Raw genomic sequence first — 13802 nt, 5'->3', positions numbered from 1 at the left:
GAGTGGGCGCGCATTGGAGGGAAGGCGGGGCGCGTGACAGATGACCCGCGCGGGCGGGTGTACGGTCAGGGTCATGCGCGCCTCTGCTCCCGCCGCCCTGCTGTCCGCCGCGCTGTGCGCCCTTGTCCTGACCGGCTGCCGGCCCGACCCGGACAGCGCCGGGTCCGGGGGGGGCCGCGCGGACGGCCAGGGGGACCTGGTGGGGCAGGTGCTGTTCATGGCGACCGGCGCGTTCGACGTGCAGTCCACGCAGAAGGCGCGGGTGCCGGGCGGCCTGCGCCGCGCCGTGTGGGAGGACCGGGTGCCGCTGGACGCCCGGCGGGTCGTCATCCAGTACGACAGTGACGCGCGCCCCATGACCTGGATGCTGGAGATCACGCAGCCGGGCTTCACGGCGCGGGACGTGGCGGGCGCCGACGCCCGCGCCGTGAGGACCGCGCAGGGCGAGGGGTTACGGCCCGGCGCGGCGTCACGCCTGCGCGACACGCTGATCCTGACGCGCGGCTCCGACCTGAAGATCCTGACGCGCAGCTACGCCACGCAGGTTGAACCGGAATTCCTGGGCGCGTTCCAGCCGGCCCCCTGATCCGGCTGGTTGGTCACCACCCGGAACGGGCGCGGTCCCGCTGCCGGAACCCGCTACCCTGCCTGTGAGCAGCGGCCCGTTCAGCGCACGGTGTTGCGGCCGGCGCGTTTGGCCTCGTACAGGGCGCTGTCGGCGCGGCCGAACAGGGTCGCGGTGTCGTCCTGCCCGGCCCGGTAACTGGCGACGCCGAAACTGGCGGTGACGGGCAGCCCCGCGACCTTCTCGCTGGCGACCTCCTGCCGCAGCCGCTCGGCGATGGCGTGCGCGTCGGTGCGGGCGACGCCGGGCAGCAGCACGAGGAATTCCTCGCCGCCCCAGCGGCCCACGACGCCGCCCCCGCCGCTCACGCTGCGGCGCAGGCGTTTACCGAAGGCGCGCAGCACGTCGTCGCCGGCGGCGTGGCCGCGCTCGTCGTTCACGCGTTTGAAGTGGTCGATGTCGGTCACGACGATGCTCAGGGGCGTGCCGGTCCGCTGCGCGGTGTGCAGCGCCCGCTCGAACTCCTCCTCGGCCGCGCCGCGCCCGTACACCTCGGTCAGGGCGTCCAGCCGCGCGGCCCGCAGGCGGCGGGTGTCCTCGCGGTGCTCGTCGAGGTTCTGCTCGATGAACGCCGTGAGCAGGTACGCCAGCAGGCCGGTCGTACCGATGGCGAGGCTGGCCGTCACCCAGTCCACCAGGTTCGGCGGGTCCACCGGGCCACTGCCGATCACCGTGACGATCATGCCGACCACGCTGATCACGTTCACGGCCGTCCCGATCCTGGAGCCGAACACCAGATACGACACGAGGACGTTCAGCATCAGCCACAGCGTCAGGTGCATGGGCATGTCGCCCCAGGCGACGGCGCGTGGAATCTCGGCCACGGCGACCAGCAGGTACCCGACCGTGCTGAACGCGTAGATGCCGCGCAGCCGGTGAGGCCAGATCAACGTGCCGATCACGGTCACCAGCGGCACCAGCGTCGCCCAGTACTTGGGCGTCTGGTACGCGGAGGGAAACGGACCGGGCGGGTCGATCAGGGCGGTCAGCAGGGCGTACAGCACGTAGGCGCTGCTGGCGATGCACACCGCCAGCAGGCGGCTGCGCTGAAGTCGTTGCGGCAGGGAGGTCATGGGCGGGCGGCGTCTCCGGCGGGCGGCAGAGGGCGGAACGGGGTGCGGGCGGGGCAGGCGGGACAGGGGTCAGGCGGACGCGGCTGCTCCCTGCCACCCCTGCATGAACGGCGCCCCGACCAGTTCAGACCAGCCGGGGCGCGCGTCGCGGAAGTCGGTTCAGGCGAGCAGTTCGCCGTCCGCGAAGAACAGCGCGAGTTCACGCGCGGCGCTCTCGCTGCTGTCGCTGCCGTGCGTGACGTTCTCGCCCATGCTGGTGGCGAAGTCGGCGCGGATGGTGCCGGGCGCGGCGCTCGCGGGGTTGGTCGCGCCCATCATGCCGCGCCAGCCGGCGATGGCGTTCTCGCCTTCCAGGGCGATGGCGACGACCGGGCCGCCCGTGATGAAGTCCACCAGCTCGCCGAAGAAGGGACGCTCCTTGTGCTCGCCGTAGTGCGCCTCGGCGGTCTCGCGGGGGATGACCATCTGCTTGAGGCCCACGACGCGGTAGCCCTTGCGCTGGATGCGCGCCAGGATTTCAGGAGTCAGGCCACGGCGGACGCCGTCGGGTTTGATCATGGCAAAAGTACGTTCCATAGCGTTCCCGAGAATAGCAGGCGGCGGGGTGGACACAACGCCCCTGCGCCCGCTACCCCCGGCGACCGCCCCGCACACTTCAGGTGGGGGCCTTCACGGCATGTCTGGACCACGTACAATGCTCCGGTGACCCACGTTTCTCACTCTCGCCCCTCCGGGGACGCTTCCCGCGTCGCGCTGATCGCCTGCGCGGTCGCGGTCGCGGGGATGCTCCTCGCCCCACTGGCCACCCTGGGCCGCGGTTTCAGCGCGGACGCCGTGCTGCTGCACCTGAGCGGTTCGGTCATGAACCTCTCGGCCAACCAGGAGGCGCCGCTGCCGCCCACCGGCACCATCGTCGCGCTCGCCTGGGCGACCCTCGCCATGATGGTCGCCACGCTCGTCGGGGCGCTGCGCCGCCAGAACTGGTTCTGGATCACCGGCCTGATCGGTTCGGTCCTGGCCGTCACAGCCGTCGTGACGCTCGGCAACAGCATCGACGAGCAGACGGCGCGCGTCATGGCCGACAGCGCCCTGCGGCCCGGCGCCAAACGCCAGCTGCGCAACTACTACGCCAGCGCCGGCATGAACCTCGGCCTGTTCCTGCCGGTCCTGGCAGGCCTGATCGCCGCCGGCGCCGGCCTGAGTGCCCGCGACTGGTGGTGGCAGACGTTCAACCGCATGCGCGGCCTGCTGGTCCCGACCGCCGCCATCGGCCTGGCGATCCTGGTGGGCGCGCTGGTCGTCCTGATCGTGCAGCCCGCCGTGAACCAGAGCGGCGCGGCCCTGAGCCTCTGGAGCGGCTGGCTGGCCAAGGCCGACATGGTGTACTTCGTGTACTCCACGCTGTTCGCGCCGCTCACGGCCCTGAACCCGCTGCTGGACAGCCTGAAGCTCGCCACGCCCCTGATCTTCACGGGTCTGAGCGTGGCCTTCGCGTTCCGCACGGGCCTGTTCAACATCGGCGCGCCGGGCCAGCTGACCATGGGCGCCATCGGCGCGATGCTGGTGGGCGTGTACGCCCCGGCCAGCCTGGGCTGGGCGCTGCTGCCGCTCTCCGTGCTGGCCGCCGCGCTGGGTGGCGCGCTGTGGGGCGCCATTCCAGGCATCCTGAAGGCGCGCTTCGGGTCCAGCGAGGTCATCAACACGATCATGCTGAACTACGTGGCGTCCGCCATCTTCATCTTCATGATCGGCAACGACAAGTTCCCGTTCCTGGGCCGTGAGTACTCGCTGCCCTTCAAGGCCGAGGGCTTCGAGCCGCGCAGTCAGGAGTTGCAGGAGGCCGCGCAGCTGCGCCCGCTCCTGAGTGTCCTGAACGTCGGGCAGAACGGCGCGGTCGCCGTCAGCATCGGTCTGCTGGTCGCCACGGCCGCGTTCTTCGGGCTGCGGCTCGCGCTGCGCCGCCAGAAGAACCGCTCCCTGATCGCCGCGGCCGCCGCGCTGATCCTGGGCGCCCTGACGTGGCAGATCGGCATTCCGGTCAGCGTGACCGGCAGCCAGCTGAACGGCGCGTTCCTGATCGCGCTCGTGTGCGCGGCGCTGTTCGGGCTGCTGATGTGGCGCACCGCGACCGGCTACGCCCTGCGCGCCGTGGGCCTGTCGCCCAAGGCCGCCGAGTACGGCGGGATCAGCGTGGCGCGCGGCACGATCCTGGCCATGACCATCGCCGGGATGTTCGCGGGTCTGGCCGGCACGCACTACGTGAACGGCGGCGCGCTCGACGAGTACCGCCTGAAAGGCAACATGCCCGTGAACGTCGGCTTCGACGGCATCGCGGTGGCCCTGATGGGCCAGAGCACCCCGGCCGGCGTGGTCGCCGCCAGCGTGCTGTTCGGCACCATCGACACGGGCGGCATCGACGTGGACCAGAAACTCGACACCATCAACCGCGACATCGTGACGGTCCTCAAGGCCCTGATCGTGCTGTTCATCGCGGCCGGCGGGTTCCTGAGCCGCCGCGTGACCGACCCGCCGCCCCCCGCGCTGCTGGCCTCCGCGAAGGCCGGGCCCGGCGCGCCCTCCCTGGACGGCACCTCGGCCGCGCACCTGGAACGCAGCACGCCCCTCCCCAACGTCGGTCAGAACCCCGAGCATCACCGGGACGGTGACAAATGAATCTTCTCGAGCAACTGTTCACGACCGCCTTCCTGGTCACCTTCATCCGCTCTGTCGTGCCCCTGCTGCTGACCGCGCTGGGCGGCCTGTTCAGCGAACGCAGCGGCGTCGTGAACATCGCCCTGGACGGCCTGATCATCTTCGGGGCGCTGGCCGGCGCGGTGTCCACCAAACTGCTGGAACCCTCGCTGGGCGCCGCCGCGCCCTGGGTGGGCTGGCTGGCCGGCATGCTGGTCGGCGGCCTGATCGCCTGGATTCACGCGGTGGTGTCCATCAAGTACCGCGCCAATCAGGTGATCAGCGGCACGGCCATCAACCTGCTCGCCACGGGCGTCCCGGCGGTCCTGCTGACCGCGCTGTACGGCGTGTCGAACGAGAGCCCCAAGGTCGAGAACGCCCTGCCGCTGTGGGGCATCGGGGACCTGAAGTTCTCGCCGCCCGTGTACTTCGCGTTCCTGGCCGTGGCCGCCGCGTGGTACGTGATGTACCGCACGCCGTACGGCCTGCGCCTGCGCGCCACCGGCGAGCAGCCGGGCGCGGCCGCCAGCATGGGCGTGAACGTGCGCCGCATGCGCTACAGCGCCGTGATCCTGTCCGGCGTGCTGGCCGGCACGGCCGGGGTGTTCCTGAGCATCGGGAACCTGGACTCGTACGTGCGGAACATCAGTGCCGGAGGCGGCTTCATCGCGCTGGCCGCGCTGATCTTCGGGCAGTGGAAACCGCTGGGCGTGCTGGCCGCGACCCTGCTGTTCGGACTGCTACAGGCCATGAGCATCACCCTCGACGGGCAGAACCTGCTGCCGTCCACGCTGGTGCAGGCGCTGCCGTACCTGATCACCATCATCGCGCTGATCTTCACGGGCCGCAGCCGCGCGCCCAAGGCCCTGGGCACCCCGTATGACGGCTGAGGTCGTTGTCTCGTTCAACGCCGGCACACCCGCCCGGAAACGTGTAGGGTAACGGATATGAGCTTTGGCGCCGCGCTGAAACAGGCCCGTGAATCCCAGGGGCTCTCCACGCAGGACGTGGCCCTGCGCACCAAGATCCGTGGGGATTACCTCCGCGCGCTCGAGGACGGCAACACCAGCCTGCTGCCCGAACGCACCTTCGCCCGCTCGTACCTGCAACGCTACGCCCGCGAACTCAGCCTGGACCCGGCGCCGCTGCTGGCCGACTTCGACCGCAGCGTGCCCGCCTCGGCGGAAATGACGCAGTCGCTGCGCGGCCCGGCGGCCCGGCCCGGCCGGAAGGCGGGCGCGGGCGGCCGGGGCCTGAACCCGGCCCTGCTGGCGGGCGTGGCGACCGGCTTGATCATCCTCGGCGCCGGCGGGTACTACGCCCTCGGCGCCCTGAAACCCGCGCCCGCCCCGGCGGCGGTCACGCCGGCCGTGACGCCCGAACCCACCCCGGCGCCGGTCACGACCGTCCGCCTGAGCGTGAGCAGCGTTCCGACCGGCGCGCGCGTGTACCTGGACAACCGCGACCTGGGCGTGACGCCCGTCCGGTCGTTCCCGGTCGACGCGCGCCGCAACGCGCAGCTGCGCGTGGAAGCTCCCGGCCGCGCGTCCCTGAAGGAGACGGTGGACCTGAGCCGCAGCCGCAACCTGAGCGCGCAACTGCGGCCGACCGGGCAGAGCAGCGTCCTGGTGGACGTGAACGCCGCCCGCGCGGCGCGCGCCGCTGCTGCCGCCGCCGCGGCCCAGACCACCCCCGCCGCCACGACGCCCACGCCGACGGCACCCACGCCGACCACACCCGCGACCACTCCGCCGGCGACGACCCCACCCGCTGCCGCGCAGGCCGTGAACGTCACCTTCAGCGGCGCCTCGTGGACCCGCGTGACCGACGCGGCGGGCCGCGTGCTGTACCAGGGCACCCCACCCGCCGGGACCGTCAAGGGCTTCCCGCAGGGCGTGACCATCCGCACCGGGAACGCCGGAGCCGTCCGGGTCGGAGTGAACGGCGCCGCGCCCGCCCCGCTCGGGCAGGCCGGTCAGGTCGTGACCCGCACCTTCTGATCCGGACTCCGGTTGAAGGTGCGGTAAGGACCCTTAACGGGCTCCGGATTGTTGGCGAAACAAACGGCAGTCCGTATCACCCGCCTCACCTGAGCGCACGACCCGCCCGGCCCGAATTCAGGCCGGGTTTCGTCTGCCTCCGCCTGTCGGCCCGCCCGTGGGTACCGCCACTGCAGACGCGGCCGTGGGCCGGCCCCGACGGGTCCCGTGCCGTACAGTGTGAGCAACGTGACCACCTCTCCTCCCCCCCGTCCGGACCGGAACCACCTGAACGCCTTCCAGTACGCCTGGCGTCACCCCTGGGTTCGCCTGGCGGTCTTCGCGCTGGCCGCCTACCTGCTGTACCGGCTGGCCGGGCAGGTCCGCTCGGTCCTCGTGAATTTCACGGTGGCGTTCCTGATCGCCTACCTCGCCAATCCGCTGCTGAACTGGCTGGAGCGCGGCCGGGTGAAACGCGGCCTGGGGGTGTTCTTCGTGGTGCTGGCCTTCATGGCGCTGCTGGGACTGGCGGGCGTGCTGCTGGCAACCGTGTCGGCGCAGCTGATCACGCTACTTCAGAAACTCCCGGATCAGATCGGGACGCTGGGCGACACCCTGGACCGCCTGACCAGCTGGCTCAGCGGACTGGGCATCCCCGGACTGGGCGACACCCGCGCGCAGCTGATCGAGGCCGCGCAGAAGTACGTGCAGAACCTCGGGGAGAACCTGATGCCGATCCTGCAACGCGGCCTGAGTTCCACCGGGTCGATCCTCAGCGGGCTGCTGTCCATCGGGGGGGTGGTGGGGCAGCTGCTGCTGATCCTGCTGCTGAGCATCTACCTGATGCTGGACTACAGCCGCGTGAACGCCACGCTGCTGGGCCTGTTCCCGCGCCCCTGGCAGCCGCGCGTGCTGGAGGTCAGCGACCTGATCGGCACGGCGGTCGGCGGGTACGTGCGCGGGCAACTGGTGATCGCCACGTTCATCGGGGTGGTCGTGTGGCTGGGCCTGAGTGCCATCGGGATTCCCAGCGCCGCCGCCATCGGGTTCCTGGCGGGCGCGTTCAACATCGTGCCGTACCTGGGGCCGATCATCGGGGCGCTCCCGGCGATCCTGCTGGCCCTGACCCTGCCGGGCGCGCTGATCAAGATCCTGCTGGTGATCGGCGTGTTCGTCATCGCCAACCAGATCGAGGGGAACTTCCTGAGCCCCTACATTCTCTCCAGGACCACCGACCTGCACCCGGTCACCGTGCTGGTCGCCATCCTGGTGGGCGTGGGCCTGCTGGGCTTCACGGGCGCGCTGCTGGCCGTGCCGACCGTGGCGCTGGGCAAACTGCTGATGCAGCGCTACTACTTCCCCAGCCGCATCTATACCGAAGGCCCCTAGAGAGGCCCGGCCGACCACACACGCGCAGGGCCAGGAGGTCGCTCTCCTGGCCCTGCTGTTTTATTTCTACCGGCTGACCGTGCCAGCGGGCAGGCCGGGCCGGTAATACGAAACCCCGCCACTGGGGCGGGGTTCGTTCGGACAGGTCCTTGAATCAGACGAGTTCGATCAGGGCCATGGTGACGCCGTCACCGCGGCGGGTGCCGACGCGCAGGATGCGGGTGTAGCCACCGGGACGCTCGGCGTACTTGGGGGCCACTTCGTCCATGACCTTACGCAGCACGTCGTTGTCGTGGATGTCGCGGGCCACCAGACGGCGGGCGTGCAGGTCGCCGCCCTTGGCGGTGGTGATCAGTTTCTCGACGTAGGGGCGAAGCTCCTTGGCCTTGGTGAGGGTCGTCTGGATGCGACCTTCACGCAGCAGGGCCGTCGCCTGGGCGCGGGCCAGGGCGGTGCGGGCGCTGCTGTTGCGGTTGAGCTTGCGACCGGATTTACCGTGACGCATGGTGTATCTCCTTTGGGGTCAGTCGGCTCAGTCGCGCAGGGCGAGGCCGAACTGGGCGAGTTGCTGCTTGATTTCGTCCAGGCTGCGCTCGCCGATACCGGGGACCTTTTTCAGGTCGCGGTCGGAGAGGGCGCACAGGGCGTCCACGCTGTCGATGCCTTCTTCCTTGAGGGAGTGCAGCACGCGGGTCGTCAGACCCAGCCCTTCGAGGGTCACGCGGGGTGAGTCCATCTCGGCGGGGTAATCGCCGGGGTTCAGGTTCAGCGAGGAGGTCTGGGGGGGCAGGTCGTACACGTTCGGCGCGGCGGGCGCGGGGGTGTAGACCGGCTGCTGGTACTCGGGGGCGGCGGCGGGGAGGGTTTCCACGTTGCCGAACACCGTGAGTTCATCGCGGAGGATCTCCACGCCCTTGTCGAGCGCGTCCTGGGGGCTGACGCTGCCGTCGGTCCAGACGCGCAGGATCAGGCGGTCCAGGTCGGTCTGCTGACCGACGCGGGTGTTCTCGACGTGGTACGCCACGCGGCGCACCGGGGAGAACATGGCGTCCACCGGAATGGAGTTGATGCGGTCCTTGGTGGCGTGCTTGTCGGCGGGAACGTAGCCTTCGCCTTCTTCGACACGCACTTCCATGACCAGTTTGCCGTCCTCGGCGAGGTTGGCAATCACCAGGTCGGGGTTGACGATCTCCGCGTCGCTGGGGACCTCGAAGGCGCTGGCCCGCACGACGCCTTCGCCCTGCGCACGCAGGGTCAGGGTCTTGGGGCCGCTCGCGTGGAATTTCACGACGAGCTCCTTTAGGTTCAGGATCATCTGGATCACGTCTTCCTTAACGCCAGGAATCGTGGAGAACTCGTGCAGGACGTCCTCGATGTACACGCTGGTGACAGCCGTGCCGGGGATCGAGGACATCAGGATGCGCCGGATGGGGTTCCCGATGGTGACGCCGTAACCGCGCGTGAGCGGTTCCAGGACGAACTCGCCGTAATCGCCGTCCACGCGGGCCTTGAGTTGAGGGCGCTTTTGATCCACTGGGGCCTCCTGATTTAGCGCGAGTAGTACTCGATGATGAAGTTCTCGTTGATGGGCAGGGCGAGGTCTTCACGCGCGGGGAGGCGGGAGAAGGTGCCCTTGAAGTTCTCGGCGTCCAGTTCGACCCAGGGGCTCACGCGGCGGCGCTTCTGCGCTTCCATGTTTTCCTGGATGAAACCGATCTTGCGGCCGAGTTCGGACACGCTGATCTCGTCGCCGATCTTGACGCGGTAGCTGGCGATGTCGACCTTCTTGCCGTTGACCAGGATGTGACCGTGGCCGACGAACTGACGGGCCTGCCGGCGGGTGCTGGCGAAGCCCATGCGGAAGACGACGTTGTCCAGGCGGCGTTCCAGCAGCTGCAGGAACACGGTGCCGGTCACGCCGGGAACGTTGGCCGCTTCCTCGAAGAGGTTACGGAACTGCTTCTCGCCCATGCCGTACAGGCGGGCGAGTTTCTGCTTTTCACGCAGTCGGACGCTGTAGTCGCTGGGGCGACCACGGCCACGGCGCTGACCGTGCTGGCCGGGCGCGTAGGGACGGCGGTCCAGGTACTTCTGGACTTTTTCGGTCTCCGCGAGGTTGATGCCTTCGCGGCGGCTCTGTTTGGTGATGGAACCACGGAAACGACCCATGTCTTAACTCTCCTTGCGGCGCGACTTCTGTGAAGTGCGGCCGGGTCTGCGGCCCTCTGTTGCCCGCCTCCGTCGCCTGTGGTGAGGCTTACGTCACCGTGAGGTGAGCGGTGGAGGCGGGGCAGGTGGGCGCGCGCGTGCGCTTTAGGCGCGGAACTTCTTCTTGGGGCGGCAGCCGTTGTGGGGCACGGGGGTGTCGTCCATGATGGACTTCACTTCGATGCCCGACGCCTGGATGGCGCGGATGGCCTGCTCGCGGCCGGAGCCGGAGCCGCGCACGATCACGTCGACGATGTTCATGCCGAAGGTCTGCTGCGCTTTCTTCACGGCGTCGGCGGCGGCCAGCTGGGCGGCGTAGGGCGTGCCCTTCTTGCTGCCTTTGTAGCCGATCGTGCCGCCACTGCTCCAGGCAACGGAGTTGCCGTCGAGGTCAGTGATGGTGACGATGGTGTTGTTGTAGCTGGCGTGCACGTACGCGCGGCCAGCGCTGATGTTGCGCCGGGCGCGGCGCGGGGTCTTGCCTTTGGTACTCTTCGCCATGGCTTACTTCCTCGTCGCTTTCTTCTTACCGGCGACGGTCTTGCGCGGCCCCTTGCGGGTACGGGCGTTCGTCTTGGTGCGCTGGCCGCGCACGGGCAGGCCGCGGCGGTGACGCAGGCCACGGTAGGCGCCGATGTCCATCAGACGCTTGATGTTCTGACCGACTTCGCTGCGCAGGTCGCCTTCGACCTTGTAGGTCTTTTCGATGGCGTCACGCAGGGTGCTCTGTTCCGCTTCGCTGAGGGTCTTGACGCGGGTGTCCGGGTTGATGCCGGTGGTCGCCAGGATTTCCTTGGAGCGGGTCAGGCCGATGCCGTAGATGTAGGTGAGCGCGATTTCGACGCGCTTTTCGCGGGGCAGGTCAACGCCAGCAATACGCGCCATGCTTAACCCTGCCTCTGCTTGTGCTTGACGTTGGTGCAGATGACCAGAACGCGCCCGTGGCGGCGGATCACCTTGCAGTTGTCGCACATCTTTTTGACACTGCTACGAACTTTCATGCTTCCTCCTCGCGCAGCCGCGTCTGCGCGCCCCATCGTGGGCGGCTGACTGGCAGCGCTCGACCCCCCTCCCACCTCTGGCAGGCGGGGAATCTGTGGGTACTTCTGCCTTCGGGCTTACTTGCGGTAGACGATGCGTCCGCGCGACGTGTCGTACGGACTGATTTCCAGAACCACACGGTCACCGGGCAGGATGCGGATGTAGTGAATGCGCATCTTGCCGCTGATGTAAGCCAGGAGATCGTGTCCTGTATCGAGCTTCACGCGGAAGGTCGTGTTCGGAAGTGCTTCCTCCACGACGCCCTCGGCCCGCACGGTATCGGACTCTTCCTTCTTACGCTTTTCCCGCTGTTCCGGCATTTTTCGTCTCGCCACGCAACCTCCAGGCTTGATACAAGCCAAACGTAAAGGTATCACGCACCCCCGCGAAACGGCAAGCATCCGCCCACGGGTTAAGCGGGCCTGTCAGACCACCCCCGACACTCGTTCGGCTATCCGGGACGGGAGCAGCGGGCCGGCCCTGGTCGCCCATCTGCCCCTCCCCTGCCCCGGCCGGCATGGCACGCTGGACCTCATGCAGCCCCCGGCCACCCTGTCCGCCGCGCTGGCACGGGTCGCGCAGGCTCCGGCCCTGTGGCCCGGCTTCACGCCGCAGCGCACCCCCCTGCTGACCTTCGACGGCACCCACACCTGGCTGCACCAGTCCGGCGGCCCGCCCCCCGGACCGGACTGGACCGCACAGGCGCCGGGGTGGCGCTGGCCCGGCCGCCACCCGGACCTGAACGCCAACACCGCGCTGCCACTGGAAGACGGCCGCTGGGCGGCGGGCGTGCTGCTGCCTAGCCTGGGCGAACCGGACGCCCGGACCCTGGCCGCCATCCTGGTCCACGAGGCTTTTCACGTCTACCAGCACGCCACGCCCTCGGCCGCGTGGGAGGTGAACGAACTGGACGCCCTGACCTACCCGGCCCACGCGGACATCCTGCACGCCCGCGCCGAGGAGACCCGCTGCCTGCGCCGCGCCCTGCATGAACCCGACTGGACCGCTCCGGCCCGGCAGGCGCTGTTCTGGCGCGGGCAGCGCCACGCCCTGCTGACCGACACGCAGCGTACCTTCGAGGCGCGGATGGAAACCAGGGAAGGGCTGGCCACCTACGTGGAAACCCGGTTCCTGCGCCAGTTCCCGGCGCTGGCAGCGGCCGCCGCTCCGGGCCTGGGGCCACGCCGCTGGGCGTACGGCAGTGGCGCGGCCCTGGCACACCTGCTGGACCGCCACGCACCGGACCGGCAACCGCTCTGGCAACAGGCGGTGCTGGACGGGCAGCCGCTGGCCGACCTGCTGCTCGAACGCACCGGCCCCCCGCGACCCGCCGCGCCGCACCCCGACCTGCAGGCCGCCGCGCACCAGGCGGCCGCCACCCACGCCGCGCAGCTTCAGGCTCAGCTGGACGCCTTTCAGGCCCAGCCGGGGCCGCGCCTGCATCTGCGGGGCGCGCTGCGCGTCTGCGGGTTCGACCCCATGAACCTGCATGTCCTGCCCGGCGGCGACCTGCTGCACGCCCGCCACGTTCAGCTGCGCGGCGCCGGGCCGGACGACCTGCACGCCCAGCTGGGCACCTTCGGCCATCCGGCCCGCACCGGCGGCCCGACACTGCCCCACGTTCAGGAGGTCACGCTGCGCGCCCTGCCCCACCCGACCGTGCAGGGAGGTCGCTGGCAGATCCGCACGCCCGGCCTGACCGTGGATCTCCCCGCCGATGCCGTGCGCCCGGACGCGGACGGCTGGACGGCCCGGCTGCCCTGAGCGGCAGGACCGGAAACCGGATCAGCGGGCGGCGTGCCCCACCCGGCGCGCCTCGCCGACCAGATCACGGATCGCCCCTGGCCAGCTGGGATGCTCGAACGTGAAGCCCGCCTGCAACAGGCGCCCCGGAACCACCCAGCGGCTCTTGAGCAGCAGTTCCGGCTCGGAATCCATGACGGCGGCGCCCAGGCCGATCAGGAACGCGGTGGAGGGCACGCCGAGCGGCACTCCCCACGCCCCCCGGTAGGCGCGCAGGAAGTCGGCGTTCGGGAGGGGCTGCGGCGCGGTCACGTTCACGGCCCCTGATAGCGGCGTCCCGATCAGGAACTGCACGGCGCTGCAGAAGTCCCGCTCGTGAATCCAGGACACCATCTGCCCACCCCCGGCCATCGCCCCGGCCCCGCCCAGCCGCACCACCCGGTCGGTCGTCTCCATCACGCCGCCCGCGCCGACGCCGTACACCATGGCAGTCCGCAGGGCCACGCGGCGCGTGTGGGACAGGTTCAGTTCGTTCAGGGCGGCCTCCCAGCGGGTGGCGACGTCCACGCTGAACCCCACGCCCGGCTCGCCTGAATCCTCGTCCTGCGGGCGGTCGCGGGCGTCGCGGTAGAGGGTTGCGGTGGAACTGTTCAGCCACACGGCCGGGGGCCTCTCCACGGTCGCCATGGCGCGGCCCAGCGCCCGCGTGCTGTCCAGGCGCGAGGTGTAGATGTCCAGCATGTTCTGCGCGGTGTACCGGCAGTTGACGGTGCGGCCCGCCAGATTCAGCAGGGCCGCCGCGCCGTCCAGTTCCCGCACCCACCCGCCCTGACGCAGCGCGTCCCAGGCCACCCAGCGTCCCGGCGTGGGCACCGGCGGACGCGAACGCGACACGATCACCACGTCCCAGTCCTGCGCGGCGAAGTGCCGCGCCACGGCCCGCCCCAGGAAGCCACTGCCGCCAGCAATCACGAGGCGGGGCGCAGCGTCGGATCGGACCGGTTCGAGTCGGTTCAGGTCGGGGCGGTTCAGGTCGGGGCGGGGCGTCATGCG

Annotated in this window: 16 protein-coding genes; 6 read left to right on the top strand and 10 right to left on the bottom strand. The window is 70.0% G+C overall.

Annotation, left to right across the window (positions count from 1 at the left end; all coding sequences use genetic code 11):
• The first annotated feature begins 73 nt into the window (after nt 1–73).
• The gene (locus CBQ26_RS15880; RefSeq protein ID WP_088249613.1) at nt 74–586 is read left to right on the top strand and encodes a hypothetical protein; all 513 of its coding nucleotides are present in this window, start codon (nt 74–76) and stop codon (nt 584–586) included.
• A gap of 80 nt (nt 587–666) precedes the next feature.
• Here the strand turns inward: CBQ26_RS15880 and CBQ26_RS15875 are convergent, their stop codons facing one another.
• Nucleotides 667–1698: a GGDEF domain-containing protein gene (locus CBQ26_RS15875; protein WP_244898059.1), complete on the bottom strand. Its 1032-nt coding sequence runs from the start codon at nt 1696–1698 to the stop codon at nt 667–669.
• 159 nt (nt 1699–1857) lie between these two features.
• Nucleotides 1858–2274 carry a nucleoside-diphosphate kinase gene (ndk, locus tag CBQ26_RS15870; RefSeq protein WP_055362801.1) on the bottom strand — a complete coding sequence of 139 codons (417 nt, stop codon included), beginning with the start codon at nt 2272–2274 and terminating at the stop codon, nt 1858–1860.
• 126 nt (nt 2275–2400) lie between these two features.
• On the opposite strand from ndk, the gene CBQ26_RS15865 reads away from it, so the two are divergent.
• The 4 genes from CBQ26_RS15865 to CBQ26_RS15850 all read left to right on the top strand — a co-directional run bounded on the left by CBQ26_RS15865 (nt 2401) and on the right by CBQ26_RS15850 (nt 7757).
• A complete protein-coding gene (locus tag CBQ26_RS15865; protein WP_088249612.1) occupies nt 2401–4371 on the top strand; it encodes an ABC transporter permease in 1971 nt (656 codons plus the stop codon).
• Entirely contained in the window at nt 4368–5279 is a 912-nt protein-coding gene (locus CBQ26_RS15860; RefSeq protein ID WP_088249611.1) for an ABC transporter permease, read from the top strand. Before CBQ26_RS15865 ends, CBQ26_RS15860 begins: the two co-directional genes overlap by 4 nt.
• A 57-nt stretch (nt 5280–5336) precedes the next feature.
• Complete coding sequence (locus tag CBQ26_RS15855) at nt 5337–6389, top strand: RodZ domain-containing protein (RefSeq protein ID WP_088249609.1); 1053 nt, start codon at nt 5337–5339, stop codon at nt 6387–6389.
• Nucleotides 6390–6617: 228 nt separating this feature from the next.
• Nucleotides 6618–7757, top strand: coding sequence for an AI-2E family transporter (locus CBQ26_RS15850; protein WP_229843929.1), 1140 nt, complete (start codon nt 6618–6620; stop codon nt 7755–7757).
• Between the two features lie 154 nt (nt 7758–7911).
• Here the strand turns inward: CBQ26_RS15850 and rplQ are convergent, their stop codons facing one another.
• The 7 genes from rplQ to infA all read right to left on the bottom strand — a co-directional run bounded on the left by rplQ (nt 7912) and on the right by infA (nt 11326).
• Nucleotides 7912–8262 carry a 50S ribosomal protein L17 gene (gene rplQ, locus CBQ26_RS15845; protein WP_055362798.1) on the bottom strand — a complete coding sequence of 117 codons (351 nt, stop codon included), beginning with the start codon at nt 8260–8262 and terminating at the stop codon, nt 7912–7914.
• Nucleotides 8263–8289: 27 nt separating this feature from the next.
• Nucleotides 8290–9291: a DNA-directed RNA polymerase subunit alpha gene (locus CBQ26_RS15840; protein ID WP_088249607.1), complete on the bottom strand. Its 1002-nt coding sequence runs from the start codon at nt 9289–9291 to the stop codon at nt 8290–8292.
• A 14-nt stretch (nt 9292–9305) separates the two neighbouring features.
• Entirely contained in the window at nt 9306–9926 is a 621-nt protein-coding gene (gene rpsD / locus CBQ26_RS15835; RefSeq protein ID WP_055362796.1) for a 30S ribosomal protein S4, read from the bottom strand.
• A 144-nt stretch (nt 9927–10070) separates the two neighbouring features.
• A complete protein-coding gene (gene rpsK / locus CBQ26_RS15830) occupies nt 10071–10466 on the bottom strand; it encodes a 30S ribosomal protein S11 (RefSeq protein ID WP_046843186.1) in 396 nt (131 codons plus the stop codon).
• A gap of 3 nt (nt 10467–10469) precedes the next feature.
• Nucleotides 10470–10850 carry a 30S ribosomal protein S13 gene (gene rpsM, locus CBQ26_RS15825; protein ID WP_088249606.1) on the bottom strand — a complete coding sequence of 127 codons (381 nt, stop codon included), beginning with the start codon at nt 10848–10850 and terminating at the stop codon, nt 10470–10472.
• A 2-nt stretch (nt 10851–10852) separates the two neighbouring features.
• The gene (gene rpmJ, locus CBQ26_RS15820; protein ID WP_019012075.1) at nt 10853–10966 is read right to left on the bottom strand and encodes a 50S ribosomal protein L36; all 114 of its coding nucleotides are present in this window, start codon (nt 10964–10966) and stop codon (nt 10853–10855) included.
• 117 nt (nt 10967–11083) lie between these two features.
• The gene (gene infA / locus CBQ26_RS15815) at nt 11084–11326 is read right to left on the bottom strand and encodes a translation initiation factor IF-1 (protein ID WP_019012076.1); all 243 of its coding nucleotides are present in this window, start codon (nt 11324–11326) and stop codon (nt 11084–11086) included.
• A gap of 214 nt (nt 11327–11540) precedes the next feature.
• Between infA and CBQ26_RS15810 the strand changes: the two genes are divergently transcribed.
• Nucleotides 11541–12770, top strand: a complete 1230-nt coding sequence (locus tag CBQ26_RS15810; protein ID WP_088249605.1) for a hypothetical protein — start codon at nt 11541–11543, stop codon at nt 12768–12770.
• A 21-nt stretch (nt 12771–12791) separates the two neighbouring features.
• Here the strand turns inward: CBQ26_RS15810 and CBQ26_RS15805 are convergent, their stop codons facing one another.
• Nucleotides 12792–13799 carry an epimerase gene (locus CBQ26_RS15805; protein ID WP_088249603.1) on the bottom strand — a complete coding sequence of 336 codons (1008 nt, stop codon included), beginning with the start codon at nt 13797–13799 and terminating at the stop codon, nt 12792–12794.
• Nucleotides 13800–13802: the final 3 nt, after the last annotated feature.

It is taken from the genome of Deinococcus indicus (genome assembly GCF_002198095.1).
In the GTDB taxonomy this organism is placed as follows: domain Bacteria; phylum Deinococcota; class Deinococci; order Deinococcales; family Deinococcaceae; genus Deinococcus; species Deinococcus caeni.
Note: the sequence above shows the minus strand (reverse complement) of the source record. Positions and strands in the feature narration are given on the sequence as shown.